The organism is Streptomyces sp. Ag109_O5-1, from assembly GCF_003814875.1.
GTDB lineage: Bacteria > Actinomycetota > Actinomycetes > Streptomycetales > Streptomycetaceae > Streptomyces > Streptomyces sasae.
Genome location: NZ_RKQF01000001.1, coordinates 1,036,723 through 1,062,946, shown reverse-complemented (window position 1 = coordinate 1,062,946; position 26,224 = coordinate 1,036,723). Strand labels below are relative to the sequence as shown.

Sequence of the window (26,224 nt, the reverse complement as noted above, 5' to 3'; positions counted from 1 at the left end):
CGACCGGCGGCCGGAGTGACCACCCGGCCGCCCGAGCGAAAGCGGACCATGAGATATCGCACCAGAGTGACGGCCCCGGCGGCCGCCCTGCTCGGCACGGCGACCGTCCTGGCCACGGGGGCCCCGGCCCTTGCGCGTCCCTTCTCCGCGGGGGAGAAAAGCGGCGACGCGAGGGCCGGGGGCGACACACCGGCCCCGGGCCCGGAGACCCTCGGCGACCCCGTCTACCCGGCCCTCGGCAACGACGGCTACCGGGTCCTCGCCTACGACCTCGATCTCGCCTACGACGGCACGACCCGCCTGGTCGACGCCACCGCGACCCTGCGCATCCGCACCACCCAGGACCTGTCCCGGCTCTCCCTGGACGCCCTCGGACTGGATATATCCGCCGTGCGTGTCGACGGCTGCGACGCCGCCTACGAGCAGGCGGACGAGAAGCTGCGGATCACGCCCGCCCGCCCCCTGCGGGCGGACGACGACATCACCGTGTGCGTGGCGTACGGCGCCGACCCGCGCCGCACCCTTGCGCACACCGCCTGGGTGCCCACCCCGGACGGCTTCGCGATCTGCCCGCAGCCGAACTCCGCGCACACCGTCTTCCCGTGCAACGACCACCCCTCGGACAAGGCGGACCTCACTGTCCGCATCACCGTCCCGAGCGGTGTGCGGGGCGTCGCGAACGGGCTGCTGACCTGCACCGAGACCCTCTCCGACGGCCGGACGGCGTACTCGTACCGCTCCCGCTCGCCGATCGCCACGGAACTCGTCCAGATCACCGTCGGCGACTACGTGGTCAAGGACCGGCAGGGTCCGCACGGCCTGCCGCTGCGGGACGTCGTCCCCACGGCCCGGGCCGCCGCCCTGGAACCGGCGCTCGCCCTCACCGCGGGCCAGGTGAGCTGGCTGGGGGACCGGCTCGGCATGGCCTTCCCGTTCGAGACGTACGGCCTGCTGCCCTGCAACTCCGACGACCCGAACGCCTTCGACTTCACCGGCCTGGAGACCCAGACCCTCACCCTCTACAAGCCGAACTTCCTGCTCCAGGCAGAGCCCAAGATCGGCTCGCACATGATGCACGAGCTGGTCCACTCGTACTTCGGCAACATGGTCAGCCCCGCCACCTGGGCCGACCTCTGGCTGAACGAGGGCCACGCCGACTTCTACGGGCTGCTCTACCGCTACGAGCGCGGCTGGCCGGACTCCCTGGGCCTCACCACCATGGAGGCCCGGATGAAGGACACCTACGCCCGCGGCGACCAGTGGCGCCACGACTCGGGCCCGGTGGCCGCCCCGAACGAGGTCGACCTCTTCGACAGCCAGCGCTACCTCGGCGGCGTCCTGGTCCTGTACGCCTTCCGCGAGCTGGTCGGCGAGGACGCCTTCCACGCGGTCGAGCGCACCTTCCTGGAGCGCTTCCGGTACCGCTCGGCCTCGACGGCCGACTACATCGCGGTGGCCACGGAGGTCACCGGCCAGGACCGGTCGGGCTTCCTCCGTGACTGGCTCTACGGCACGACGACCCCGCGGATGCCGGGCCACCCGGACTGGACGGTCACCCCCGTGACCCAGAGCCTGGCCACCCCGCACAGCCTGCGAGGCGGCCACCACCACGACAACTCGGCCACGCTGTAGGCGATTCGGCAGGGGACTAGTCGGTGTGCGGCAGGCCGGACGGCACGTCGTCCGCCACACGCTGCTGCGGAATCACCACGGCTCCCTGCTGGAGCGCCACCGTACGGGCCGGCGCCGGGATGCGGATGCCCTCGTCGCGGTAGCGGCGGTGCAGGCGCTTGATGAACTCGTGCTTGATCCGGAACTGGTCGCTGAACTCGCCGACGCCCAGGATCACCGTGAAGCCGATCCGGGAGTCGCCGAAGGTGTGGAAGCGGATGGCCGGATCGTGGTCCGGGACCGCGCCGGTGATCTCCTTCATCGTCTCGGCGATGACCTCGGTCGTGACCCGCTCGACGTGGTCCAGGTCGCTGTCGTAACTGACACCCACCTGCACCAGGACCGTCAGCTGCTGCTCCGGACGCGTGTAGTTGGTCATGTTCGTCTTCGCCAGCTGGCCGTTGGGGATGACCACCAGGTTGTTGGAGAGCTGGCGGACCGTCGTCTGGCGCCAGTTGATGTCCACCACATAGCCCTCCTCACCGCTGCTCAGCTGGATGTAGTCACCCGGCTGGACGGTCTTGGACGCGAGGATGTGGATGCCCGCGAAGAGGTTCGCCAGGGTGTCCTGGAGGGCGAGCGCGACCGCCAGACCGCCCACGCCCAGGGCGGTGAGCATGGGCGCTATGGAGATGCCCAGCGTCTGCAGCACCACCAGGAAACCGATCGCCATGACCAGCACCCGGGTGATGTTCACGAAGATCGTGGCCGAACCGGCGACCCCGGAGCGGGACTGGGTGACCGACTGCACCAGGCCCGCGATCACCCGCGCCGCCGACACCGTCACCGCGAAGATCAGCACCACCTGGAGACACTGGTTGGTGTGGTGCTGGACCGTCTTGGTCAGCGGCAGCACAGCCGCGGCCGCGGCCGCGCCGGCCGTGATCGCCGCCCAGGGGACCACCGTGCGCAGCGCGTCCACGATGACGTCGTCACCGCTCCAACGGGTCCGCTTCGCGTGCTTGGCCAGCCAGCGCAGCATCCCGCGCGACAGAAAGGCCAGCAACAGACCCGCCGCCAGCGCGATTCCGGCCAGGACCAGGTCATCGACGGTGAGACCTCGGTTCACCGTTACCTCCATTCGATTGTGCAACCGCTCATCCTGCCGTATCCGCACGGAGGTTCGTACCGGGCGCCGGACCGCCCGGACTGTGCCCGACCTGTCAACTTGCCGTCTACGCCCTGAAGTGCACCCGGCTGCGCCACCTGGACCGTCGCGCCCGGCTCACGTCCTACCTGCGCGAGCGCCTCGCCCACGACCCGCCGCCGGTGCCGCTGCCCGCGCTGCTCACCGAGCGGGAGCGGGCGTACTACCTTCAGGGCACCTTCTTCAACACGGCCGTGGTGCAGATGTCCGAGGCCATGGCCCACCTGCTGCTCGCCCTCGCCACCCACCCGCAGGTGCAGGAACGACTGAGGTCGAAGGAAGGCCCCGACTACCTCGACCACGTCATCGACGAGACCCTCCAGCACTTCCCGCTGTTCGGCGTCGCGCACCGGATCACCACGGACGAGATTCCGCGCGACGGCCGTCCCGCCATCCCCACGGGCTCGGTCCTGCTCTTCAACTACCCCGAGTACCAGGGCTCGGGCACCACCGAGGCCGGACGCTTCGACCTCGACCGCCGGCTGTCGAAGGACACCCGGCCCACCGCCTCCATCCCGTTCGGCGTCACCGCCGACCGGCCCTGCCCGGCCCGCGGTTTCGCCGTACTGACCATGCGGGTCGCGGCCGAGGAGGTGCTGCGGCGGTTCCGGCTGGAGTCGTCCGCCGAGCACACCCGCTCGCTGCCCAGCCGCGGCCCCTGCCTGCTGGTCCCGCGCGTGGCCGGCGCATCGTTCCGGCCGGGCCTACGGCTACGACTACGGTACCCGGCTCCTCGGCACCGTCGTGGTGCTGTTCTGCGCCGCCTGGTTCACCGACACCATCGACCTGTACGCGGTGTCCGGGGCGTTCTGCGTGGGCATGGCCATGCCCCGGGGCGAGGTGGCCGAACGCCTGGTGCGGACGACCCAGTCGGTGACCCAGGTGGTCTTCGTCCCGATGTTCTTCACCTACTCCGGCCTCAACACCCGCTTCGACGTGTTCGCCGACCGCGCCGTGCCGGCGTTCGGCGTGGCGGCCGTGGTGCTGGCCGTGGCCGGCAAGTTCGGCGGCTGCTGGGCGGCGGCCCGCCTGAAGGGCGAACCGCCGTCGGTGGCGGTCCGCGTCGGCGCGCTGATGAACGCCCGCGGACTCATGCAGCTCATCGCTCTGAACGTCGGCCTGGCCGCCGGCATCGTCAGCGACGCCCTGTTCTCCGCCCTGGTGCTCGTGGCCCTGGTGACCACGGTGATGACCGCTCCCGTGCTCTCCTGGCTCGACCGGCGGGACGCGGCCGGGGCCCGGACCGGACCGGCGACGGAGCAGGGCCAGGAGGTGGTCCGTATCTGACTCGAACTCCCCTGGAATCGCGCCCGGTTGACGCAGCCTGCCGCCCGGCGGCAGGCTGTCGCGAGTGATCGCCAGGGGAGGCTCGATGACAGGTCCGGTGCTCGCCGTCGACCAGGGCACGTCCGGTACCAAGGCCCTGGTGATCTGCCCCGAACGGGGCGTCATCGGCACCGGATTCGCCGCCGTACGGCCCCGGAACCTCCCCGGCGGCCTGGTGGAGGCGGACCCCGGGGAGCTGTACGACTCGGTGCTCGTCGCCGGCCGCCGCGCCCTCGCCGAGGCAGGTGAACGCGTGACCGCACTGGGCCTCGCCAACCAGGGCGAGACCGTGCTCGCCTGGGACCCCGGTACCGGGCGCCCGCTCACCGACGCGATCGTCTGGCAGGACCGCCGCGCCGAGAGCGTCTGCGCCGAACTCGCCGAGCATTCCGACGAGTTACGTGCCCTCACCGGCCTCCCGCTCGACCCCTACTTCGCCGCACCCAAGATGGCCTGGATCCGCCGCCACCTCACCACCCGGGGAGTGGTCACCACCACCGACGCCTGGCTGGTCCACCGGCTCACCGGCGCTTACGTCACCGACGCCGCCACCGCCGGCCGTACCCAACTCCTCGACCTGGACCGGGTCCAGTGGTCTCCCCGGGCCCTCGACCTCTACGGACTCTCCGCCGAAGACCTTCCCGAGATCGTCGACAACGCCCAACTCGTGGGGACGACGAAGGAGTTCGGGGACGAGATCCCGCTCACCGGCCTCGCCGTGGACCAGCAGGCCGCCCTCCTCGCCCAGCGCATCACCGCTCCGGGCGGCGCCAAGTGCACCTACGGCACCGGGGCGTTCCTGCTCGCGCACACCGGCGACACCCCCCGGCACGGCACCTCCGGCCTGGTCAGCTGTGTCGCCTGGCGCCTCGCCGGGACGACCGACTACTGCCTGGACGGCCAGGTGTACACGGCCGCCTCCGCCGTCCGCTGGCTCACCGGCATCGGTGTCATCTCCGGGCCCGGTGACCTCGACCGGGTGGGCGGCACCGTCCCCGACGCGGGCGGGGTCACCTTCGTCCCCGCGCTGGCCGGGCTCGCCGCCCCCTGGTGGCGCGGCGACCTGCGCGGCTCGCTCACCGGCCTCGGCCTCGACACCGGCCCCGGGCATCTGGTGCGCGCCCTCTGCGAGGGCCTGGCCGCCCAGGTGGTGGAGCTCGCCGAAGCCGCCGGCACCGACCTGGGCGCCCCGCTCACCGTCCTGCGCGTCGACGGCGGCCTGACCCGCTCGTCCCTCCTCATGCAGACCCAGGCCGACCTGCTGCAACGCCCCGTCGAGGTGTCCACCCTGCCGGACGCCACCGCCCTCGGCGTCGGCGCCCTCGCCCACCTCGGCGCCGACCCCGTCGACTTCCTGCCGGACGGCAGACCGGCCGCCGTCTACGAACCCCGGATCTCCGCCACCGAGGCCGCCGACCGCCTCGGCACCTTCCGCGCGGCCGTCGGCAGGCTCCTCGAAGGAGCGCCGGCATGACGGTCACCACCGAAGGGCCGCTGCCCTCCGGCCCGTACGACGTGACGGTCGTCGGCGCCGGAGTGGTCGGCAGCGCGATCGCCCGCGAACTCGCCCGCCACCCGCACCTCGAGGTCGCCCTGCTGGAGGCCCAGGACGACGTCGGCCAGGGCACCTCCAAGGCCAACACCGCCATCCTGCACACCGGTTTCGACGCCCACCCCGGCACCCTGGAGGCCCGCCTGGTCCGCGAGGGCTCCCGGCTTCTCACCGCCTACGCGGCCGCGTCCGGCATCCCGGTCGAGCCGGTCGGCGCCCTGCTGGTCGCCTGGGACGCGGAACAACTGGCCGCGCTGCCACAGCTGACGGCGAAGGCCGTACGCAACGGCCGCCGCGACACCCGCCAGTTGGACGCGAGCGAGCTGTACGCCCGCGAACCCCGCCTCGGCCCGGGCGCGCTCGGTGCCCTGCACGTCCCCGGCGAGAGCATCGTCTGCCCCTGGAGCACCACCCTCGCCTACGCCACCCAGGCGGTCCGGGGCGGCGTCGACCTCCACCTCAACTCCCGGGTGGAGCAGGCGAGTCGACGCGAGGGCGTGCACACCCTGACCACCACACGCGGCCCGCTGCACACCCGCCACCTGGTCAACGCGGCCGGCCTGCACGCCGACACCCTCGACCGGCTCCTGGGCCACCGCGCCTTCACCGTCACCCCGCGCCGGGGCCAGCTGATCGTCTACGACAAGCTCGCCCGCGACCTGGTCCGGCACATCCTCCTTCCGGTGCCCACCGCCCTCGGCAAGGGCGTCCTGGTCGCCCCCACGGTCTACGGCAACGTCCTGCTGGGCCCCACCGCCGAGGACCTGGACGACAGGACCGCCACCCAGTCGACCGCCGAGGGACTGGCGGCGCTGCGCGCGCAGGGCCGCCGCATCCTGCCCGGCCTCGTCGACGAGGAGGTCACCGCCGTCTACGCCGGGCTGCGCGCGGCCACCGAGCACGACGACTACCGCATCTCCGCCCACCCCGGCCAGGGATACGTCACCGTCGGCGGCATCCGCTCCACGGGCCTCACCGCCTCGCTTGCCATCGCCGCCCATGTCACCGGTCTGCTGCGGGACTCGGGGCTGGGCCTGAAGGACCCCGTCGATCTGGAACCGGTCACCATGCCGAACCTCGGCGAGGCCTTCCCCCGGCCCTACCGGCAAGGCGGTGACGTCATCGTCTGCCACTGCGAGCGCGTGACCCTCGGCGAGATCCGGGCCGCCCTGGCCGGGACGATCCCGCCGCACAGCCCGGCGGGTCTGCGCCGCCGCACCAGGGCCGGGGCGGGACGCTGCCAGGGCTTCCACTGCGGGGCCGCCGTAAGCGACTTGTTCGAGAGGGCCGGGACGACACGATGACCGCCGACCGCCGGGACCACGCGATGACCGCCGAAGGCGGAGACCACGTGCCGAGCGTCGAAGGCCGGGACCACGTGCCGAGCGTCGACCGCCGGGAGGACACGGCTACCGCCGACCGCCAGGTCGACGTCCTCGTCGTGGGTGCCGGGCCCGCCGGGCTCGCGGCCGCCGCCCGGCTCGCCGCCGCCGGAGCCGGCCGGGTGGAAGTGCTGGAGCGGGAACAGCAGGCCGGGGGAGTGCCACGGCACTGCGTCCACCGCGGATTCGGCACCTGGACACGGCCGTTGACCGGACCCGCGTACGCCCGGCTGCTCGTCGAGGCGGCCGGACGCGCGGGAGCGGTGGTCCGTACCGGGGTCACCGTCCTGGACTGGGCCGGCCCGCTCTCCCTCGCCACCGTCGGCGAGCGGGGCCCGGAGACTCTCACCGCGCGGGCGGTGGTGCTCGCCACCGGCGCCCGCGAACGCCCCCGCGCCGCACGGCTGGTCCCGGGCACCCGGCCCGCCGGGGTCCGCACCGGCGGAGAGCTGCAGCAGGCGGTGCACCGCTACCGGCAGCCGATCGGCACCCGGGCGGTGGTGGTCGGCGCCGAGGACGTCTCGTACGCGGCCGCCGCGACCGCGCGGGCCGGGGGCGCCGAGGTCGTCGCGATGGTCACCGACCGGCCACGCGCCGCCTCGGCCGGAGCAGCTCTGGACGCCCGGCTCCGTTCCCGTATCCCGCTGCTCACCCGTACGACGGTCACCGAGATCCTCGGCCACGGCCGGCTGTCCGGCGTCCGGATCCGGCACGAGGACGGGCGTACGGGGGTGCTCGCCTGCGACACGGTCGTCTTCACCGGGAACTTCGTCGCCGAGGACGAACTCGCCCGCCGGGCCCGGATCACGTTCACCCGGGGGCCGTACACCGACCGCCCGGGTGTCTTCGCCGCCGGCGGTCTGCGGCAGCCCGGTCAGGACACCCGCACAGCGACCCGGGAGGGCGCCCGGGCCGGGCGGGCGGTGCTGGAGTGGCTGATCAGCCGCCCGTGAAGGAGCCGTGCCGCCCCGCGCCCGCCGCGAATCGCGCCGCGCCTTCCAGGCCTTGCGCCAGCACGCCCATGCCATGACGGATCTCGGCGCCCATCGCCGCCGGCTCGTCGAGCCCCTCCTGGTCCAGCACCGACGCCCGGTCACTGCGCAGACAGGCCTGTGGGAAGCCGGCGACGGACTCGGCCAGTTCCTCCGCGGCCTCGCGGGAACGGCCGGCCGGGACGACCCGGTTGGCCAGGCCCATCTCGTAGGCCTCGGCGGCCGCGACCGGGCGGCCGGTGAGGATCATGTCCATGGCCCGGCTGGTGCCGATCAGCCGGGGGAGCCGTACCGTGCCGCCGTCGATCAGCGGTACGCCCCAGCGGCGGCAGAAGACGCCGAACACCGCGTCCTCCTCGGCGACCCGCAGATCGCACCAAAGGGCCAGCTCCAGGCCCCCCGCCACGGCGTGCCCGGCGATCGCGGCGATCACCGGCTTGGACAGCCGCAGCCGGGTCGGACCCATCGGGCCGTCACCGTCCTCCGCCACCCGGTTGCGGTGCTCGCCGCCCATGGCCTTGAGGTCCGCGCCCGCGCAGAACGTGCCGCCCTCGCCCCACAGCACCGCCACCCGGGCCTCGTCGTCCGCCTCGAACTCCCGGAAGGCGGCGACCAGTCGGGCCGCCGTCGGACCGTCCACCGCGTTGCGCACCTCGGGCCGGGAGAGGACGACCGTCGTGACATGACCCTTGCGTTCCAGACGGACCGGCATGAGTTTCCTTCCGTAGGAAGGCCACCCCGCGTCAGATGACCTTCAGCCGCACCAGCGCCCCCAGTGTCAGCGCTCCCGGCAGCAACGGCACCCACACGGTGATGATCCGGTACGCGAGGACGACGGCCGTGGCCACCGCCACCGGGGCGCCCGCGGCCACCAGTGCCACGATCAGTGCCGCCTCCACGGAACCCAGACCGCCCGGCGTGGGGATCAGAGCGACGGCGACCGTGGCCGCCAGGTACGCCAGCGCCATGTGCGTGGGCGGCACCGACAGGCCCAGCGCCTGCCCCACCGCCACCAGACCGAGGGCCTGGAGCGCGGGGAAGGCCAGCGAGCCGCCCCACAGCGCCAGCGCCCGGGACGGACGGGTGTGCACCGAGCGGGCCTCGCTCAGGGCGGTGCGCACGAAGCGGAACACGGGCTCGCGCACCCGTCGTACGAGAAACAGCACGGCCACCGCCACGGCCGCCAGCGCGCCCACGACGGCCAGGAGCGGTCCCACGTCCCCCTGGGGGAGCAGGCCGTCGAGCCGCAGCGCGTCGGGGAAGGCGAAGAACAGCGCGGCCATCAGGCTCACCCGGGCCACCGACTCGGCGAGCAGGTACAGGGCCAGCGCGGCCGAGGAGGTGGCGAGCGGCACCCCGCACACGGTCATGAACCGCAGGTTGACCGCGCCCGAGCCCAGCCCCGTCGGCAGCAGGTGGTTGGCCGAGCCCGCCGCGAGCTGCGTCGCCAGCAGCCGCCAGCGGGGCAGTTGCTGGACCACCGCGCCCTGCCGGGTGAAGGCCGCCGCCACCCAGGTCAGACAGGTGGCGCCGCCCGCCGCCAGCAGCCAGGGCCAGGAGGCGGCGCGCAGATGCCCGAAGCCCTCGACGAGGACCTGCCGGTGCTGCACCGCGATGACCGCGACCAGCACGAGCGGGATCAGGGTGAGCATGTGCCGCACGGGGATGCGGCGGGCGAGCCGGGGGAGTCGGCTCTCACGGAAGTCGGGGATTCTTACCGCTGTCACACCGGGAGAGGTTTTCCGCGCAGACCCAACGGCGGGTGGCGGAAGAGGAGACACGGGATGACGGCCTGGAAGCGGCTGAGGGGGGAGCTCCAGCTGGTGTTTCACGGGGCCGGGCGGGGCCTTCCGACGGCTCATCGGGTCCTTCGTACGGGCGGACGGCGCGCGGACATTGACCTCAACGAACCTTGAGGTTCTACGTTCTTCTCCATGAGTATGGAGACCACCGCCTGGATGCAGCTGCACAGCGTGATGACCGCCCAGCAGGAGCGGCGCCCCTTCGACCGGGCCACGCTGCGCCGCATCGCCGCCTTCGCCCGCCCGCACCGCGCGGGCATAATCCGTTTCGTCCTGCTCGGGGTGGTCACCGCCCTGCTCGCCGTCGCCACCCCCGTCCTCGCCGGCCATGTCGTCGACGCGATCGTGTCGGGGCACGACACCGGCACGGTCGTACGGCTTTCGCTGCTGATCGCGCTCGTCGCGGTCGTGGAGGCGGCCCTCGGGGTGCTCGGGCGGCGGCTCTCGGCGACGCTCGGGGAGGGACTCATCCTCGACCTGCGAACGGCTGTGTTCGATCATGTGCAGCGCATGCCCGTCGCGTTCTTCACACGCACTCGTACGGGAGCGCTGGTCAGTCGTCTCAACAACGACGTCATCGGCGCCCAGCGCGCCTTCGCGGGCACCCTGTCCGGCGTGGTCAGCAACCTGGTCACGCTGGTGCTCACGCTCGCGGTGATGCTCACCCTGTCCTGGCAGATCACCCTTCTCGCGCTGGTGCTGCTGCCGGTGTTCGTGGTGCCCGCCCGCCGGATGGGCGGCCGGATGGCCCGCATGCAGCGCGAGGCCGCCGCGCTCAACGCCGACATGGGCACCCGCATGACCGAGCGGTTCTCCGCTCCCGGCGCCACCCTGATCAAGCTCTTCGGCCGCCCCGAGGAGGAGTCGGCGGAGTTCACGGCGCGCGCCGCCCGGGTCCGGGACATCGGTGTGCGCACCGCCACCGCCCAGTCGGTGTTCATGACCGCGCTGACCCTGGTCTCCTCGCTGGCCCTCGCCCTGGTCTACGGCCTCGGCGGCTGGTTCGCCCTGCGCGGCACCCTGGCGGCGGGCGCCGTCGTCTCCCTCGCCCTGCTGCTGACCCGCCTGTACGCCCCGCTCACCGCGCTCGCCGGGGCCCGCGTCGAGGTGATGAGCGCACTGGTCAGCTTCGAGCGGGTCTTCGAAGTGCTCGACCTGTTGCCCCTGATCGAGGAGAAGCCGGACGCCCGCGAGGTCCCCGAGGGCCCGGTGGCCGTCGAGTTCGAGGACGTCCGTTTCGCCTACCCGGCCGCGGACCAGGTCTCCCTCGCCTCCCTGGAGGAGGTCGCCGTCCTCGACTCGCGCGGCGGCGCCGAGGTCCTGCACGGCATCTCCTTCCGCGCCGAACCCGGTCAGACCGTCGCCCTGGTGGGCTCCTCCGGCGCCGGCAAGTCCACCATCGCGCAACTGCTGCCGCGGCTGTACGACGTGGACGAGGGCGCCGTCCGTATCGGTGGCGTCGACGTCCGCGACCTGACCGCCGGTTCGCTGCGCGCCACCCTCGGCATGGTCACCCAGGACGGCCACCTCTTCCACGACACCGTCCGCGCCAACCTGCTCCTCGCCCGACCGGCCGCCACGGACGAGGAGTTGTGGGAGGCCCTCGGCCGCGCCCGCCTCGACGAGGTCGTACGGTCGCTGCCCGACGGGCTGGACACGGTTGTCGGCGAGCGCGGCTACCGGCTGTCCGGCGGCGAGCGTCAGCGGATGACCATCGCCCGGCTGCTGCTGGCCCGCCAGCGGGTGGTCATCCTCGACGAGGCCACCGCCCATCTCGACAACACCTCGGAGGCGGCCGTCCAGGAGGCCCTGGCCGAGGCGCTGGAGGGGCGTACGGCGGTGGTCATCGCCCACCGGCTCTCCACCGTCCGGGCCGCCGACCAGATCCTGGTGGTCGAGGCCGGACAGATCGTGGAACACGGCACCCACGAGGAACTCCTCGCGGCGGACGGCCGGTACGCCGAACTGCACCGCACCCAGTTCACGGCGGTGGCGACACCCTGACCGGGGAGTTCATGTACGCGTCACATTTTTCTGTGATTCCGCACGGGGGAGCGCTCCCCCACTTGACGGCAGTGGTCCGGACCTTTAGCTTCACGCCTTAAACAAAGCCTCACGGATGTGCTCAACGCCCGGTGACAACACCGGCGTTGAGCACATACCGAGTGGCATCCCCCCGCGTGAAAGGCCACCCCCGCAATGGCCAGACCTCTGCCCGCGGCTGTAGCCATAGCCGCCCTGACCGTATCGGCCGGTCTGCTCACCGCCGTTCCCGCGCAGGCCGACACCGGCACCATCACCGGCCTCGCCGGCAAGTGCCTCGACGTCGCTGGCGCCAACTCCGCCGACGGCACCGCCGTCCAGCTCTACGACTGCAACGGCACCTCGGCCCAGCAGTGGACCGTCGGCAGCGACGGCACCATCCGCGCCCTCGGCAAGTGCCTCGACGTGACCGGCAATTCGACCGCCGACGGCGCCAAGCTGCAGCTGTGGAGCTGTAGCGGCGGCGCCAACCAGCAGTGGACGGTCACCTCCGCGCACGACATCGTCAACCCCCAGGCGAACAAGTGCATGGACGTCACGGACAACAACTCCGCGAACGCCACCCGGATTCAGATCTGGAGCTGCGGCGGCGGCGCCAACCAGAAGTGGACCGCGCCCGCGGCCGGCGGCGGGACCACCCCGTCCTCGCCGATGGCCGTGGCGCCGTACCTGTACAACGGCTGGGGCGACCCGCCGAGCCCGACCACCATCACCAACGCGACCGGCGTGAAGTACTACACGCTCGCGTTCGTCCTCAGCAACGGCTACTGCAACCCGCAGTGGGACGGCAGCCGGGCGCTGACCGGCGGCGTCGACCAGAGCACCATCAACACCGTGCGTGCCAACGGCGGTGACGTCATCCCGTCGTTCGGCGGCTACAGCGGCAACAAGCTGGAGAGCTCCTGCTCCAGCGCGGGCGAGCTGGCGGCGGCCTACCAGAAGGTCATCAACGCCTATGGCGGGCTCAGAGCCATAGACATCGACCTGGAGGCCGACGCCTACAGCAGCGCCACCGTGCAGCAGCGGGTCGTGGACGCGCTGAAGACCGTGAAGGCCAACAACTCCGGCCTGAAGGTGTACATCACCATCGGCACCGGCCAGAGCGGCCCCGACACCAGTCTGATCAACCGGGCCGCGTCCTCCGGACTGAGCGTCGACGCCTGGGCCATCATGCCCTTCGACTTCGGCGGCGCCGGGCAGAACATGGGCAACCTCACCACCCAGGCGGCCGAGGGGCTCAAGAACGCGCTGAAGAACGCGTACGGCTACAGCGACGACACGGCCTACCGGGACATGGGCATCTCGTCCATGAACGGCATCACCGACAACAACGAGACCGTCACGGTCGCCGACTTCCGGACCATCCTCGCCTACGCCCAGCAGCACCACCTGGCCCGCCTCACCTTCTGGTCCGCCAACCGCGACCGACCCTGCACCGGCGGCTCCGCCGACAGCTGCTCCGGCGTGAGCCAGTCGAACTGGGACTACACGCGCGTCTTCGCCGGGTACACGGGCTGACCCCCCCACCTCGCTCGCACTCCTCGTACTTCTCGTCCTTAGGAGAACCCGTGCTTCGCCTTCCCCGGCGGCGCAGACCAACGGCCGCCGCTGCGGTGGCCGTTGTCGCCGCCTCCCTGCTGACCGCGGCGGGCGCCTCCTCGCCCGCGTCCGCCGCCACGCTGCCCACCGGCAACGTCACGCTGCTCAACGCGGCGAGCGGCAGGTGCGTGGACGCCAAGGCGGCCGCCACCGCCGACGGCACCGTCGTCCAGCAGTACACCTGCAACAACACCACCGCCCAGCAGTGGAGTTTCACCTCCACCAGCGACGGCTACGTCCGGATCAACAACGGCAACAACGCGAACGAGGTCCTGGACGTCACCGGCGTCTCCACGGCCGACGGCGCGACCGTGCAGCTGTGGACCTACGGCGGCGGCAACAACCAACAGTGGCTGCCGGTCGACGACGGCGGCGGCGCCTACCACTTCGTCAACCGCAACAGCGGCAAGTGCCTCGACGACCCGAGCGCCTCGACCGCCGACAGCGTGCAGTTCGTGCAGTACACCTGCAACGGCACCAACGCCCAGCGTTTCCAGGTCGTCCCGGTCACCCAGTCCAGCAACCCGGACCTCGGCTCCAACGTGGTCATCTTCGACCCGTCGATGTCGGCCTCGACGATCCAGAGCAAGCTGGACTCGATCTTCTCGCAGCAGGAGACGAACCAGTTCGGCTCCCAGCGCTACGCCGTGATGTTCAAGCCCGGTGCCTACAGCGCCGACGTCAACGTCGGCTTCTACACCCAGGTCCTCGGTCTCGGTCTGTCGCCCGACGCGGTCTCCATCAACGGCGCGGTGCACGCGGAGGCCGATTGGTTCCAGGGCAACGCCACGCAGAACTTCTGGCGCGGCGCGGAGAACCTCTCCGTCAACCCGACCGGCGGCAGCGACCGTTGGGCGGTCTCGCAGGCATCGGCCTACCGCCGGATGCATCTGCGGGGCGGCCTCGCCCTGGACGACGGCGGCTGGTCCAGCGGCGGTCTGATCGCCGACAGCCAGATCAACGGGCAGGTCAACTCCGGCACCCAGCAGCAGTGGCTGACCCGCAACTCACAGCTCGGCAGCTGGACCGGCTCCAACTGGAACATGGTCTTCGTCGGCAGCACGGGCGTCCCGTCCACCAGCTTCCCCAGCCCGCCGTACACCACGGTGGCGCAGAGCCCGGTGACCCGTGAGAAGCCGTTCCTGTACGTCGACGGCTCCGGCAACTATCTGGTGTTCGTGCCGTCGGCGCGCTCCAACTCCACCGGCACCAGCTGGAGTTCGGGTTCCGCCGCCGGCACCTCACTCTCCCTGGACAGCTTCTACGTCGTGAAGCCGGGGGCGACCGCCTCCCAGATCAACGCGGCCCTCACGGCGGGCAAGAACCTCCTGGTCACCCCCGGTGTCTACCACCTCGACCAGACCCTGCAGATCAACCGCGCCGGCACCGTGGTACTCGGCCTCGGCCTCGCCACCTTCGTCCCGGACAACGGCATCACCGCCATGAAGGTCGCCGACGTCGACGGCGTCCAGATCGCGGGCCTGCTCTTCGACGCCGGTACCACCAACTCCTCAACCCTGGTGGAGGTCGGCCCCAGCGGCTCCTCGGCCTCGCACGCGGCCGACCCGACCTCGCTGCACGACGTGTACTTCCGCGTCGGCGGCGCGGGCGTCGGCAAGGCCACCGCTGGCCTGGTCGTCAACAGCGACAACGTCATCGGCGACCACATGTGGATCTGGCGCGCCGACCACGGCAGCGGAGTCGGCTGGACCAGCAACACCGCCGACACCGGCCTGGTCGTCAACGGCGACAACGTCACCATGTACGGCCTGTTCGTCGAGCACTTCCAGAAGTACCAGACGATCTGGAACGGCAACGGCGGCCGCACGTACTTCTACCAGAACGAGATGCCGTACGACCCGCCCAACCAGGCGGCCTGGATGAACGGCTCGACCCAGGGCTACGCGGCCTACAAGGTCGCCGACTCGGTCACCAGCCACCAGGCGTACGGCCTCGGCAGCTACTGCTACTTCAACGTCAACCCGAGCGTGGTCGCCGCGCACGCCATCGAGGCACCGAACAACTCGAACGTGCGCTTCACCGACATGGTGACGGTCTCCCTCGGCGGCACCGGCACCATCACCCACGTCATCAACAACTCCGCAGGCCCGTCGAACTCGTCGACCAACGTGGCGGACCTGACCTCCTACCCGTGACCGGACGCGGGTGGCCCGGCGGACACGCCGGGCCACCCACGGCCGCTCGCGGTGACCGCAGGTGTGGGACGGCGTGACCTGGGTACTGCGGAAAAGCAGGAGTACGGGCTCTCCGGAAATCAGGCACGTCATGGGCAGCGACATCCAGCGCCCCGGAACCACCCTCCGGGCCGACGGCGAACCCCCCGCCGCATCGTCGATGCAGCGGGGGACGTGATCCCGTGAGGTCCTTCGACCACGTCCATGCCCGCTCAGTCGAGGAGGCCGTCCAGGCCTTCACCGCCCGCCCCGGTGCCCGCCCCGCTCTGATCCGCCGGGGACCCAGCCGCCTTCGGCGACGCCGTCCAGCACGCGACCGGCGTCCGCTTCCGCACGCGGCCGCCGGCCCCGGACCGGGTCCTCACCGCTTCGAACGCACGGTGACCTTCGCGGCGGGGGAGCGGCGTTCGTCGACGGCACGGTGACCGCCGCGCAGCGCGGAGGCCACGGCGGATACCAGGGCCATGCCCGCGGCCACGCCGAAGACGATGCCCAGGCCGTGGTGGAAGGGACCGGAGACCAGCTGGGGGAAGAAGGTGTGGCCGGTCAGGACGGACCGCTGGGCGCTGCTCACCCGGCCGAGGACGCCCTCGGAGGCGAGCAGGTGCTCGACGGGGTTGTTGCCGAGGAACGTCGCGAACAGCGTGCTGACCGGCGGCAGTGACGCGGCGTGCGCGGCGGACTGGGCCGGCACGCCGTGCGCCACGAGCCCGTTCTTCAGGGTCTCCGGGAGGGAGGACGCGAGCCCGGAGACCATCAGCGAGAAGAACACCCCGATGGACAGGGCCGTACCGGAGTTCTGGAAGGTCGAGCGCATGCCCGAGGCGACGCCCCGGTACTCGGCCGGCACGCTGCCCATGATGGAGGACGTGTTCGGCGCGGAGAACATGCCCTGGCCCAGGCCGTTGAGCAGCAGCAGCGCCGCGAACAGCCCGTAGTCGAAGTCGACGGGCAGCGCCAGCAGCCCCAGGAAGGACGCCATGACCACGACCAGCCCCGCCGTGGAGAAGAACCGGGCGCCGAACCGGTCCGACAGATAGCCGGAGACCGGACCCGCGACGAGGAAACCGAGGGTGAGCGGCAGCATGAAGATGCCGGCCCACAGCGGGGTGTCCGCGAAGTCGTAGCCGTGCAGCGGGAGCCAGATGCCCTGCAGCCAGATGATGAGCATGAACTGCAGCCCGCCGCGCGCGATCGCGGTCAGCAGGGCGGCCACATTGCCGGCCGCGAACGCCCGGTTCCTGAAGAGGGCCAGGTCGAACATGGGTTCGGCGACCCGGGTCTCGATGACACAGAAGGCCAGCAGCAGGACGACACCGCCGGTCAGGCCGGCGAGCACCCACGGGTTGCCCCAGCCGGTGGCGCTGTCGCCGTAGGGCTGGATGCCGTAGGTGATGCCGGCCAGCAGGATGCCGGCACCCGCCGCGAAGGTGAGGTTGCCCAGCCAGTCGATCCGGCCCGGCCGGCCCGTCGAGGTCTCCCGCAGGCTCAGGTACGACCACACGGTCCCGGTGATGCTGACCGGGACGCTCACCCAGAACACCGCCCGCCAGTCGACGGCGGCGAGCAGACCGCCCGCGAGCAGACCGAGGAACTGGCCGGCCAGCGCCGTGATCTGGTTGATGCCCAGCGCCATGCCGCGCTGCCGGGCCGGGAACGCGTCGGTGAGGATCGCGGCCGAGTTGGCGGTGAGCATGGACCCGCCGAAGGCCTGCACGATTCGCCAGAGGATCAGCCACAGGGCACCCGCCCCCGCCCGGAACGGATCGAGCGACAGCGCGACCGAGGCACACGCGAAGATCAGGAAGCCCAGGTTGTAGATCTTCACCCGCCCGAACATGTCGCCGAGCCGCCCGAGGACGACGACCAGCACGGCGGAGACCAGCAGGTACCCCAGGATCATCCAGAGCAGATAGCCGATGTTGCCGGGCGCGAGCGGATCGAGGCCGATGCCGCGGAAGATCGCCGGCAGCGAGATGATCACGATCGACGCGTCCATCGTGGCGATCAGCACGCCGAGGGTGGTGTTCGACAGCGCGACCCACTTGTAGCCCGGCCCCACCGGGGTGTCCTGGCGGCGGGCCGAGCGCGGGGAGCCGGGCCGCGGGCGCGCGCTCACAGCCGTTCCGCCAACCGGTCGAGGAGCGGAAGGGCCGCCGCGAGCGTCGCGCGCTCCTCGGCGGAGAACTCGTCGAGGGCGGCCGCGAGCCGCTGGACCGATTCGGTGCGCCGCTCGGCGAGCATGGCCCGCCCGTCCTCGGTGACGGCCACGATGCTCCGCCGCCCGTCCCTGGCATCGCGGGTACGCCGGACCAGCCCGCGCTGTTCGAGCCCGGCGAGGGTGCTCGCCATGGCCTGCGGCCGTACCCGCTCCATCTCGGCGAGGGACGTCGGGGAGTCGGGCCCGTCGGCGGCGAGCCGCGCGAGCACGGACACCCCCGAGAGCGACACGTCCCCCACGGCGTGCGCCTGTCGCAGTCGCCGCGTCATACGGCCCACCGCGAGCCGGAGATCGGACGCGAGCCGCGTGACACCGCTCAGACCACTGGTGCCGCCGTCGGCGGCTATGTCTGTCCTCACATCTACTAACACTAGATTTATCAGTCTGAACTGCTCAACCGGTCATTAGTAAATACTTCCGAACTGAGGGCACGCCACAGGACCGAGGGCACGCCAGGCGTCTCCTCCGTCCCCCGGCCCTGGCTGCCCTGGGATCGCCGCACCATGGTCGACATATGCGTCCTCAGGCCCCCTGAAGGTCGCGGTACTGGCCGCGTACCAGCTGGTCCGGCCCGTGAGCGAAGCGCTCACCGCCCTCACCCTGCTCGCCGCCGGCGACGCGGAAGGCGCCCGGGAGGTGTACGCCGAGCGCATCCCCCTGCGCCGCGACTTCTCCTTCTCCATACGGGCGACGCTGCGGGCCGCCCTTGTCGTCGCCCTCGACGACCGGGCCGAAGCCGCCCGGCTCCATCCGCCGCTGCTGCCCCTCCGGGACGAGGTGGCCGGGGCCGCGAGCCTCTGCGTCGCCCTGCGGCCCGTGGCACAGTCCCTCGGGGAACTCGCCGCGCTCCCCGGCCGCGGGAACGAGGCCCGGGAGCACTTCGAACAGGCCGAGCGCGTGGCCGGCCTGTGGAACTCCCGGAACTGGGCCGACACCGCCCGGGCCTCCTGGCCGCCCTCAGGGACGCACCCGTGGGCGCCGGCGACGGATACCCCCTCCCTCCCGGACCCGGAGCTCAGGCGACGACCGCCGCGCGGACGCACAGCACGTCCGGCAGATGGGAGGCCAGCTGACGCCAGCTGTCGCCGTCGTCCGCCGAGGCGAACACCTCGCCGTTGCGATTGCCGAAGTACACCCCGGCCGGGTCCGCGTCGTCCGTGCAGAGCGCGTCGCGCAGCACCGTGCCGTAGTGGTCCTCCGGGGGCAGCCCCGCCGACAGCGGATCCCAGGTACGGCCCGCGTCGGCCGTGCGGAACACCCGGCACCGGCGCTGGGCGGGCACTCGGTCCGCGTCCGCGTTGATCGGGAAGACGTACGCCGTCCCCGCGCGGTGCGGATGGGCGGCCGCCGCGAAACCGAACGTGGACGGCAGGCCGGCGCCGATGTCGGTCCAGTGCGCGCCCGCGTCGTCGCTCCGGTACACCCCCCAGTGGTTCTGCAGGTACAGCCGGTCCGGACTGCCCGCGTCCTGGGCGATCTTGTGCACGCACTGGCCGAACTCCGGGTTCGGGTCCGGCAGGAAGACCGCGGAGACACCGCGGTTGGACGGTGCCCAGCTCGCGCCGCCGTCGGTGGTGCGGAACACGCCGGCCGTCGACACGGCCACCGTCACCGCCTCGGGGTCGCGCCGGTCGGTGACGACGGTGTGCAGCCCCTCACCGCCGCCGCCCGGCACCCACTTGTCGCGCGTGGGGTGCTCCCACAGCGGCCGGACCAGGCCGAAGCTCTCCCCGCGGTCCTCGGAGCGGTACAGCGCGGCCGGTTCCGTGCCCGCGTACACGACGTCCGGTTCGGCGGCGGCCGGGTGCAGCTGCCAGACCCGCTCCAGCGAGGCGCGGGTGTCCTTGGGGAACTTGACGGCGGGCCGGGCCGGTTCGGTCCAGGTGCGGCCCAGGTCGTCGGAGTGGAACACCGACGGCCCCCAGTGCGCGCTGTCGCCGCCCGCCAGCAACCGGGGCCGCTCGCCCCGGGTGTCGACGGCCACCGAGTAGATCGCCTGCGCGTTGAAGCAGGGACTCTCGTCGAACTCCCAGGCGCCACCTCGCCGCCGCCCCAGGAACAGGCCTTTGCGGGTTCCCACGGCGAGCAGTACCTCGGTCATGCCGATCACCTCCATGACGTCTTCGTCACAGCCGTCGCTCCGAACAGCCGTCGCTCCGATATCGGCCAGTCTGCACCCCGCCACTGACAGCCACCCCCGTGTTCGTGTCGGCGCAGGTCGGAACCGTCGTGTCGGCCGGTCGAACGAGGGGGCGGAACGCGTTCCGGAAGACGCCTGCGCGAGCGGGGTCGGTCGTGCGACCGTCGACTCGGAGGTTCGCCGTGAGCAACGGGGCGGCCTCTCCCGTATGGGAGGGCGGTCCGGGCTGTCCGTGCGCGCGTGAGGAGGATGCCTTTGAAGGCGTTCCGTGGTCCGAAGGTCTGGTTGTGGCGCTGGCGGAGCAACCCGCTGAAGCGCCGGGCCGACACGGTGGAGGCCTGGGTGCTGCTCGGCGCCTGGCTGTTCACCTTCCTGGCCGGGGTGCTCGCCGGGCTCGCGGCGGCCCGGTCGGTCGAGGACGGACTGGCCCGCGAGCGCGTCGACTGGCACCCTGTCGTGGCCCATGTCGTGGACAAGGCACCGGGGGTGTCCGGGGCGCACTCCCAATCCCCCGGTGGTGAGCGGGTCTGGGCGAGGGTGGGCTGGACCGTCGCCGACGGCTCCGCGCACAGCGGCCAGGCCCGGGTCGCGGCCGGCAGCAAGGTCGGTACCCCGGTCACCGTCTGGACGGACCCGCAGGGCCACCTCGTCACCCGGCCGGCCACCGCCTCCGAGGCCCACCTCAGGTCCGCGCTCATCGGCGGCCTGGTCGGGCTGAGCGCGGCCGCCGTCCCGTTCGTCGCCGGGCTCGTCGTGCGCGGCCGGCTGGAGCGGCGGCGGATGGACCGCTGGGACGCGGAGTGGGCACGGCTCGGTCCGCAGTGGGGCCGGATGACCGGCTGACGACCGGGCGAGGGCGGCGCTGCCCGGTTCGACGGTCACCGACTCGCCAGCGCCGTCCGGCAGTCGGCGAGCAGCCGCTCGTCCTGGGCGATGTCGTGGCTGCCGTACCCGCCCGGCCGCGCCGTGTGCCGTCGGGCGGCGGCGAGTTCGGCCGTCACCAGGTCGTGCAGCGCAGCGCCCGCCGGGCCCAGTGCGGCCAGGTATCCGGCGATCGCGCCGCGCGTGTACGGGTTCTGCGACCAGGCGGACCGGAACACCGGCAGCACGGGCTCCGGATCGCCCTCGATCCGCCACAACGCCTGTGCCGCCGCGACCCGTTCCCACACCCTGCCCGATCCGGCCAGCTCGTGCAGCGCGGGCAGCGCGTCCCGCGCGGCGGCTCCCAGCCGCCCCAGCTGTTCGGCCGCCGTCCGGGCACTGCGGCTGCGGCCGAGCGTCAACTCCCGTATCAGCACCGGCAGTACGACGTCCACGTCACCCTCCGCGGACCACAGGGCCCCCGCCGCCACGGCCGCGTGCCGGGTGTCCAGGAGCCGGCGCAGGACCGGCGCCGCCGCCCGGGCGGCCGTCCCCAGAGCGTCGAGCGTGCGTACCGCCTGCCCGACGAGGGCGTCCCGGGCGCCCAGCCCGGCCGGTGCGCCGCGCAGCAGCCGCAGCACCTCGGGCACCGCCGCGGTGTCCTGGAGCGCGGTGAGCGCCGTCAGCAGCGGAGCGGCGAGTTCGGCGGCCTCCGGCGAGTCCAGCGGGACCCGGCCGAGTCGACGCCGCAGCGCGGGGGCGAGCGGGGCGGCCGCCCGGCCCAGCCGGACCACCTCGAAGCCCAGGCCGCCGGGCACCACCGACCCCGCCAGCAACTGGGCCAGGACCGGCACCGCGCGCCGGTCACCGCTTCTGGCAAGCGCCTTGAGCGGGCCGCCCAGCGAGGGTCTGCCGCGCTCCCAGGCGTGCACCCACAGGTCGGGCCGGGCGATCACCAGCGCGTGCAACTCGTCGGCGGCGGGCGCGGCCACCCCGAACAGCTCCGCGAGCACCGAGACCGCCGCGTCGCGCAACCGGTCCTCTTCGCAGCACAGTTGAGCGCCGATCAGGGCGACGGGCGCGCTGAAGTCCGCCCGCCACTCACGGAACAGCCCCGCCGACATCCACACGGCGTTGCAGCGGTCCATCGCGTCCGGGCTGTTCAACTGGCCCACGAGCAGGGCGATCCGGTCGGTCACCCGGTCGTCCAGCGCCCGGTGCAGGGTGCGCAGCAGATACGAACCCTCCTCGTCCGACGGCCGCAGCCGCCGTATCCGGCCGACGAGGGTGTCCGCGTCGGTCCGGTCCGGACCCGCGGCGCGCCGCCCGGACCGGTCCCTGAGCAGCCGGATCACCGTCGGCACCAGGTCGTCGGGCAGCCGCTCCGGCGCACAGAGGGCCAGCTGACCGAGCGCGGCGAGCCGAATCCCCGGGGCGTACGGCGGCTCGCTCTGCGCGGCCAGCAGGTCCACCGCCCCCGCCGCCTGAGCCGGACGGTCCTGTACGAAAAGGCCGAGGGCCGCGGTCAGGGCAGGCAGCACCCGCTCGTCACGCTCGACCGCGATGCGCCGGCGCAACACCTCCAGCACGCGGGCCGGTTCGTCGAGGAACCGGACCAGCGCCCCGGCCGCCGCCCGCCGCACCCCGGGGCACGCGTCGTCGGCCAGCGGTACGAACGCCTCGGCACCCGCGCGAACGGCGGCCCGCGCCAGGGGACCCGCACTCTCCGCGCCGATGCTGACCAGCAGTTCGACCACGGCGGCCCGGTCCTGCACCTCCGTACGGGACGCCAGCGCGAACAGGAACGGGACGCAGGCCAGCGTCGAGTCGTACACATTCCCCTGGTGGTGCACCGAGCCGTACAACTCGTCGAGCGCGACCTCCCGTTCGGCCGCGTCCGCCGAAGCGAGTCCCCGCAGCAGACCGGGTACGTCCGCCGCGCTGCCGTGAGCGTGCCGCAGCGAGGCCCAGTCGACCTCGTCGATCCCCGTGAACACGTTGTCCTCCCCAGGCGAGTACCACCTGTTCCGGAGTCTTCACCATGGCACTGACAACAATGCGGAATCGGACGGCGACCGTGTGCGATCCGCCGGCGGTCACCGGCAGGCGCGGCCCCGGGAGGGATCAATTCCCGCCAGGCAGCGCCCGCTCCAGGATCGCGTCGAGCCCGGTGCCGGCGGGCAGCGTGCCGAACGCGTGCCCCCAGTCGCCGCCGAGCCGGGTCGCGCAGAAGGCGTCGGCGACGGCGGCCGGGGCGTACCGGACCAGCAGCGAGGCCTGAAGCGCCAGCGCCATCCGCTCGACCAGCCGCCGGGCGCTCACCTGGTCGGCCTCGGCCAGCTCGCTCCTGAGCCCGGTCACGGTGGCGTCCAGCCGGGCGTGCGCCCCGCGCGCGAGCGCGAGTTCGCCGAACAGGGCGTCGGCGGCGCCGGGTTCCCGGGCGAGCGCACGCAGCACATCGAGCGCGTTGACGTTCCCCGAGCCCTCCCAGATCGACAGCAGTGGCGCCTCACGGTAGTGGCGGGGCATACCGGAGTCCTCGACGTACCCGTTGCCGCCCAGGCACTCCAGGGCCTCCGCGGTGAAGGCGGGCCCGCGCTTGGTGACCCAGTACTTGCCCACCGCGGTCGCGATCCGCCTGAAGGCCCGCTCCTGCTCGTCCCCGCGCACCGCGCGGTCGGCCGCCCCGGCCAGCCGCAGTGTGAGCGTGGTCGCGGCCTCCGACTCCAGCGCGAGATCGGCCAGGACGTTGCGCATCAGCGGCTGGTCGACCAGCCGGGCGCCGAACGCGCTGCGATGGCGCACATGATGACCGGCCTCGACCAGCGTCTTGCGCATCAGGGTCGCCGAGTTCATCACACAGTCCAGCCGGGTGCAGTTGACCATCTCGATGATGGTCTTCACACCCCGCCCCTCCGGGCCGACCAGCCAGGCCACGGTCCCGTCGAACTCGGGCTCGGAGGACGCGTTCGACCGGTTGCCGAGCTTGTCCTTCAGCCGCTGGATGCGGAACGCATTACGGCTGCCGTCCGGCAGCACACGCGGGACGAGGAAGCACGACAGTCCGCCCGGAGCCTGCGCGAGCACCAGGAAGACGTCGCACATCGGCGCCGAGGTGAACCACTTGTGCCCGCGCAGGGTGTAGACGCCGGGCTCGGCGGTGGGCGTGGCGGCCGTCGTGTTCGTCCGCACGTCCGAACCGCCCTGCTTCTCGGTCATGCCCATCCCGGCGAGCAGCCCGGGCTTCTCGGCCGGAACTCGCAACCCGGGCTCGTAGACCCTGCTGGTCAGCAGTGGTTCGTACACCTTGGCGAGCTCCGGCTGGGCGCGCAGCGCGGGGACGGCCGCGTATGTCATCGACGTGGGGCAGCCATGGCCGGATTCGGTGTGTCCCCACACCAGCCCGCCCGCCGTCCGCGCGACATGGGCACCGGGCCTGTCGTCCGTCCAGGGCGCCCCCGCCAGTCCCTCGGCGACCGCCACCCGCATCAGGTGGTGCCAGCTGGGGTGGAAGTCGACCTCGTCGACCCGGTTGCCGTACCGGTCGTGCGTCCGCAGCTCGGGCTCGTGCCGGTTGGCCAGCTCGCCCCACTCCTGCGCCTCCGCGCTCCCGGCCCGCGCCCCGAGCCGCCGGATGCCCTCCTCGGCCCACTCGGCCCCCTCCCGGCGCAGCCCTTCGAGCAGGGCCGGGTCGTCGGAGGCGTCGTAGGGGGCGAGCGGCGGCGCCTGATTGGTGACCTCGTGGGTGGCGTACTGCGGCTGCGGAAGCGCGACGGTGGAGTCCATGCTCCCATGTTGCACTCTTCGTACGGCCGCAGCAATATTGCAATACCGACCCGCACGTACAGTACGTGACCATGCGCATGAACGTGTCCGCCGAGCCCGCCGACGTCGACCTGCGGCCACTGTCCGCCCGGTCGGTCGTGCTGAGCCTGCTGCTGGGCACGCATCCGCCGGAGCTTCCGGTGAAGGACCTGATCCGGCTCGTCGAGCCCTTCGGGGTCGGCGGCTCCACGCTCCGGGCCGCGCTCAGCCGTATGACGGCGTCCGGCGACCTCCGCCGCACCGACGACGCCGTCTACGGCCTCAGTGACCGGCTGCTGGCCCGCCAGCGCCGCCAGGACGAGGCGGTACGACCGTGCACCCGCGCGTGGCACGGCGACTGGGAGATGCTGGTCATCACGGCGACGGGCCGCGGCCCCGCCGAACGGGCCGACCTGCGCACCCGCCTGACCGCCCTCCGCCTCGCCGAACTCCGCGAGGGCGTCTGGCTCCGCCCGGCGAACCTGACCCGCCCGCTCCCCGCCGGCCTGACGGACCTCGCCCAGTCCTACACGGCCCGCCCGGACCGCCCCGCACCCGAACTGGCCGCCGCCCTCTGGCCGTTGACCGCCTGGTCCGCCACCGCCCGCGCCCTGCTGACCCGGGCGGCCGAATCCCGCCTCGCGGCCGACCGTCTCACCGTCTTCGCGGCGGCCGTACGCCATCTGCTGGCCGACCCCGTCCTGCCGCCGGAACTCCTGCCGCCTGACTGGCCGGGCGACGAACTGCGCGCCGCGTACGCGGGTTACCGGGCGCAACTGGGTGGAGCCGGCGAAGGGTGAGCGCCTGTCTTCCGGGAACGGGAGCGCCAGCCTTTCACCGGAGCCTTCGCGGTGTCACACGTCCTTGCAGGCCTTGGCCTTGAACTCCGCCATGGGGACGGTGACTTCGTGCTCGTCACCGTTTTCGGAGAACGTGTCGTAGCGGACCTTTCCCGGGGCGAGCCGGTTCCGGTCGCGCGGAGTGAAGGTGACGTCGCCCGACGACCAGGAGTTGTCCTTGGTCCAGCCGTACAGGCTGTACGTGGTCCCGGCCTTGAGCGGAGCGAGGGGTCTGGTCGCGGTCCAGCCGGCCGCGGGAGTGTCGAGAGTCCAGGTCGTGACACCGGTCTTGAGGGAGCGGTCGGCGGTCCATGAACCGACCGTCACCTCCTTGTCCATGTCATCGCTGTCGACGTACAGGGTCGCGCCGTCGATCCGATGTCCGCAGACCATCATGACGCCGAGCAGATGGCCGTCGGTGGTCACGGAGATGCCGGCGACGGCGTCGATCGGAACCGTGCACCCCGAGGCCGTGCCCAGGGCCGTAACGACCGCGGCGGCGCCGGCGAGGCGCCGGAACGACGGCCGCGAAGTGAGTGAAGTGATCGACCGCATGCCCAGCCCCCGTCCGGGGCGCGCGTGGGCCCCTGCCCCGGATGCTAGGGACGAAGGGCGCGGGGCGGCGGCTTCGCCGCCCACCCGTTGTGGGC

Annotated in this window: 19 protein-coding genes and 2 pseudogenes; 11 read left to right on the top strand and 10 right to left on the bottom strand. The window is 72.5% G+C overall.

Features of this window, described 5'->3' with window-relative positions:
• The first annotated feature begins 48 nt into the window (after window positions 1-48).
• Entirely contained in the window at window positions 49-1,632 is a 1,584-nt protein-coding gene (locus tag EDD90_RS04860; protein ID WP_123971912.1) for a M1 family metallopeptidase, read from the top strand.
• Between the two features lie 16 nt (window positions 1,633-1,648).
• Here EDD90_RS04860 and EDD90_RS04855 read toward each other — a convergent pair whose 3' ends face one another.
• The gene (locus EDD90_RS04855) at window positions 1,649-2,740 is read right to left on the bottom strand and encodes a mechanosensitive ion channel family protein (protein ID WP_123971911.1); all 1,092 of its coding nucleotides are present in this window, start codon (window positions 2,738-2,740) and stop codon (window positions 1,649-1,651) included.
• 200 nt (window positions 2,741-2,940) lie between these two features.
• On the opposite strand from EDD90_RS04855, the pseudogene EDD90_RS04850 reads away from it, so the two are divergent.
• The 5 genes and pseudogenes from EDD90_RS04850 to EDD90_RS04830 form a co-directional block, all read left to right on the top strand.
• Window positions 2,941-3,444, top strand: a pseudogene (locus EDD90_RS04850) (cytochrome P450); the annotation flags it as partial.
• A 121-nt stretch (window positions 3,445-3,565) separates the two neighbouring features.
• The gene (locus tag EDD90_RS04845) at window positions 3,566-4,105 is read left to right on the top strand and encodes a cation:proton antiporter (protein ID WP_398924008.1); all 540 of its coding nucleotides are present in this window, start codon (window positions 3,566-3,568) and stop codon (window positions 4,103-4,105) included.
• A gap of 85 nt (window positions 4,106-4,190) precedes the next feature.
• Window positions 4,191-5,618: an FGGY family carbohydrate kinase gene (locus tag EDD90_RS04840; protein ID WP_123971910.1), complete on the top strand. Its 1,428-nt coding sequence runs from the start codon at window positions 4,191-4,193 to the stop codon at window positions 5,616-5,618.
• On the top strand, window positions 5,615-7,000 hold the full coding sequence (locus EDD90_RS04835) for an FAD-dependent oxidoreductase (RefSeq protein ID WP_123971909.1): 1,386 nt from the start codon (window positions 5,615-5,617) through the stop codon (window positions 6,998-7,000). Before EDD90_RS04840 ends, EDD90_RS04835 begins: the two co-directional genes overlap by 4 nt.
• A gap of 74 nt (window positions 7,001-7,074) precedes the next feature.
• Window positions 7,075-8,016: pseudogene (locus EDD90_RS04830) on the top strand (NAD(P)/FAD-dependent oxidoreductase); the annotation flags it as partial.
• A 1-nt stretch (window position 8,017) separates the two neighbouring features.
• On the opposite strand, the gene EDD90_RS04825 reads toward EDD90_RS04830, so the two are convergent.
• Together EDD90_RS04825 and EDD90_RS04820 are read right to left on the bottom strand one after the other, a co-directional pair.
• Complete coding sequence (locus tag EDD90_RS04825; protein ID WP_123971908.1) at window positions 8,018-8,782, bottom strand: crotonase/enoyl-CoA hydratase family protein; 765 nt, start codon at window positions 8,780-8,782, stop codon at window positions 8,018-8,020.
• Between the two features lie 31 nt (window positions 8,783-8,813).
• Complete coding sequence (locus EDD90_RS04820; protein WP_260327639.1) at window positions 8,814-9,797, bottom strand: lysylphosphatidylglycerol synthase transmembrane domain-containing protein; 984 nt, start codon at window positions 9,795-9,797, stop codon at window positions 8,814-8,816.
• 213 nt (window positions 9,798-10,010) lie between these two features.
• Between EDD90_RS04820 and EDD90_RS04815 the strand changes: the two genes are divergently transcribed.
• The 3 genes from EDD90_RS04815 to EDD90_RS04805 all read left to right on the top strand — a co-directional run bounded on the left by EDD90_RS04815 (window position 10,011) and on the right by EDD90_RS04805 (window position 15,670).
• Window positions 10,011-11,876 (top strand): ABC transporter ATP-binding protein, encoded by a 1,866-nt coding sequence (locus EDD90_RS04815; protein WP_123980888.1) that lies wholly within the window; start codon window positions 10,011-10,013, stop codon window positions 11,874-11,876.
• Window positions 11,877-12,071: 195 nt separating this feature from the next.
• Complete coding sequence (locus EDD90_RS04810; RefSeq protein ID WP_123971906.1) at window positions 12,072-13,433, top strand: chitinase; 1,362 nt, start codon at window positions 12,072-12,074, stop codon at window positions 13,431-13,433.
• A 50-nt stretch (window positions 13,434-13,483) separates the two neighbouring features.
• Entirely contained in the window at window positions 13,484-15,670 is a 2,187-nt protein-coding gene (locus EDD90_RS04805; protein ID WP_123971905.1) for an RICIN domain-containing protein, read from the top strand.
• 400 nt (window positions 15,671-16,070) lie between these two features.
• Here EDD90_RS04805 and EDD90_RS04800 read toward each other — a convergent pair whose 3' ends face one another.
• The 4 genes from EDD90_RS04800 to EDD90_RS04785 form a co-directional block, all read right to left on the bottom strand.
• On the bottom strand, window positions 16,071-17,828 hold the full coding sequence (locus EDD90_RS04800; RefSeq protein ID WP_398924004.1) for an MFS transporter: 1,758 nt from the start codon (window positions 17,826-17,828) through the stop codon (window positions 16,071-16,073).
• Window positions 17,825-18,289 carry a MarR family winged helix-turn-helix transcriptional regulator gene (locus tag EDD90_RS04795; RefSeq protein WP_260327637.1) on the bottom strand — a complete coding sequence of 155 codons (465 nt, stop codon included), beginning with the start codon at window positions 18,287-18,289 and terminating at the stop codon, window positions 17,825-17,827. The genes EDD90_RS04800 and EDD90_RS04795 overlap by 4 nt, the downstream gene beginning before the upstream one ends.
• Window positions 18,290-18,452: 163 nt before the next feature.
• The gene (locus EDD90_RS04790; protein WP_123971904.1) at window positions 18,453-18,809 is read right to left on the bottom strand and encodes a hypothetical protein; all 357 of its coding nucleotides are present in this window, start codon (window positions 18,807-18,809) and stop codon (window positions 18,453-18,455) included.
• A gap of 136 nt (window positions 18,810-18,945) precedes the next feature.
• On the bottom strand, window positions 18,946-20,115 hold the full coding sequence (locus tag EDD90_RS04785) for a WD40/YVTN/BNR-like repeat-containing protein (RefSeq protein ID WP_398924001.1): 1,170 nt from the start codon (window positions 20,113-20,115) through the stop codon (window positions 18,946-18,948).
• A 204-nt stretch (window positions 20,116-20,319) separates the two neighbouring features.
• Between EDD90_RS04785 and EDD90_RS04780 the strand changes: the two genes are divergently transcribed.
• On the top strand, window positions 20,320-20,913 hold the full coding sequence (locus tag EDD90_RS04780) for a hypothetical protein (protein WP_185148935.1): 594 nt from the start codon (window positions 20,320-20,322) through the stop codon (window positions 20,911-20,913).
• A 35-nt stretch (window positions 20,914-20,948) separates the two neighbouring features.
• On the opposite strand, the gene EDD90_RS04775 is transcribed toward EDD90_RS04780, so the two are convergent.
• The gene (locus EDD90_RS04775; protein ID WP_123971901.1) at window positions 20,949-22,928 is read right to left on the bottom strand and encodes a HEAT repeat domain-containing protein; all 1,980 of its coding nucleotides are present in this window, start codon (window positions 22,926-22,928) and stop codon (window positions 20,949-20,951) included.
• 127 nt (window positions 22,929-23,055) lie between these two features.
• Window positions 23,056-24,717 carry an acyl-CoA dehydrogenase family protein gene (locus EDD90_RS04770; RefSeq protein WP_123971900.1) on the bottom strand — a complete coding sequence of 554 codons (1,662 nt, stop codon included), beginning with the start codon at window positions 24,715-24,717 and terminating at the stop codon, window positions 23,056-23,058.
• A 71-nt stretch (window positions 24,718-24,788) separates the two neighbouring features.
• Between EDD90_RS04770 and EDD90_RS04765 the strand changes: the two genes are divergently transcribed.
• On the top strand, window positions 24,789-25,535 hold the full coding sequence (locus EDD90_RS04765; RefSeq protein ID WP_123971899.1) for a PaaX family transcriptional regulator C-terminal domain-containing protein: 747 nt from the start codon (window positions 24,789-24,791) through the stop codon (window positions 25,533-25,535).
• A 54-nt stretch (window positions 25,536-25,589) separates the two neighbouring features.
• Here EDD90_RS04765 and EDD90_RS04760 read toward each other — a convergent pair whose 3' ends face one another.
• On the bottom strand, window positions 25,590-26,129 hold the full coding sequence (locus EDD90_RS04760; RefSeq protein WP_260327635.1) for a hypothetical protein: 540 nt from the start codon (window positions 26,127-26,129) through the stop codon (window positions 25,590-25,592).
• Between the last annotated feature and the right edge of the window lie 95 nt (window positions 26,130-26,224).

Bases quoted from the DNA above. Each gene is read 5' to 3' on its own strand.
- EDD90_RS04860 (WP_123971912.1), top strand. From the start codon at position 49: ATGAGATATCGCACCAGAGTGACGGCCCCGGCGGCCGCCCTGCTCGGC.
- EDD90_RS04840 (WP_123971910.1), top strand. From the start codon at position 4,191: ATGACAGGTCCGGTGCTCGCCGTCGACCAGGGCACGTCCGGTACCAAG.
- EDD90_RS04835 (WP_123971909.1), top strand. From the start codon at position 5,615: ATGACGGTCACCACCGAAGGGCCGCTGCCCTCCGGCCCGTACGACGTG.
- EDD90_RS04825 (WP_123971908.1), bottom strand. From the start codon at position 8,782: ATGCCGGTCCGTCTGGAACGCAAGGGTCATGTCACGACGGTCGTCCTC.
- EDD90_RS04815 (WP_123980888.1), top strand. From the start codon at position 10,011: ATGGAGACCACCGCCTGGATGCAGCTGCACAGCGTGATGACCGCCCAG.
- EDD90_RS04810 (WP_123971906.1), top strand. From the start codon at position 12,072: ATGGCCAGACCTCTGCCCGCGGCTGTAGCCATAGCCGCCCTGACCGTA.
- EDD90_RS04780 (WP_185148935.1), top strand. From the start codon at position 20,320: ATGCCTTTGAAGGCGTTCCGTGGTCCGAAGGTCTGGTTGTGGCGCTGG.
- EDD90_RS04770 (WP_123971900.1), bottom strand. From the start codon at position 24,717: ATGGACTCCACCGTCGCGCTTCCGCAGCCGCAGTACGCCACCCACGAG.
- EDD90_RS04765 (WP_123971899.1), top strand. From the start codon at position 24,789: ATGCGCATGAACGTGTCCGCCGAGCCCGCCGACGTCGACCTGCGGCCA.
- EDD90_RS04760 (WP_260327635.1), bottom strand. From the start codon at position 26,129: ATGCGGTCGATCACTTCACTCACTTCGCGGCCGTCGTTCCGGCGCCTC.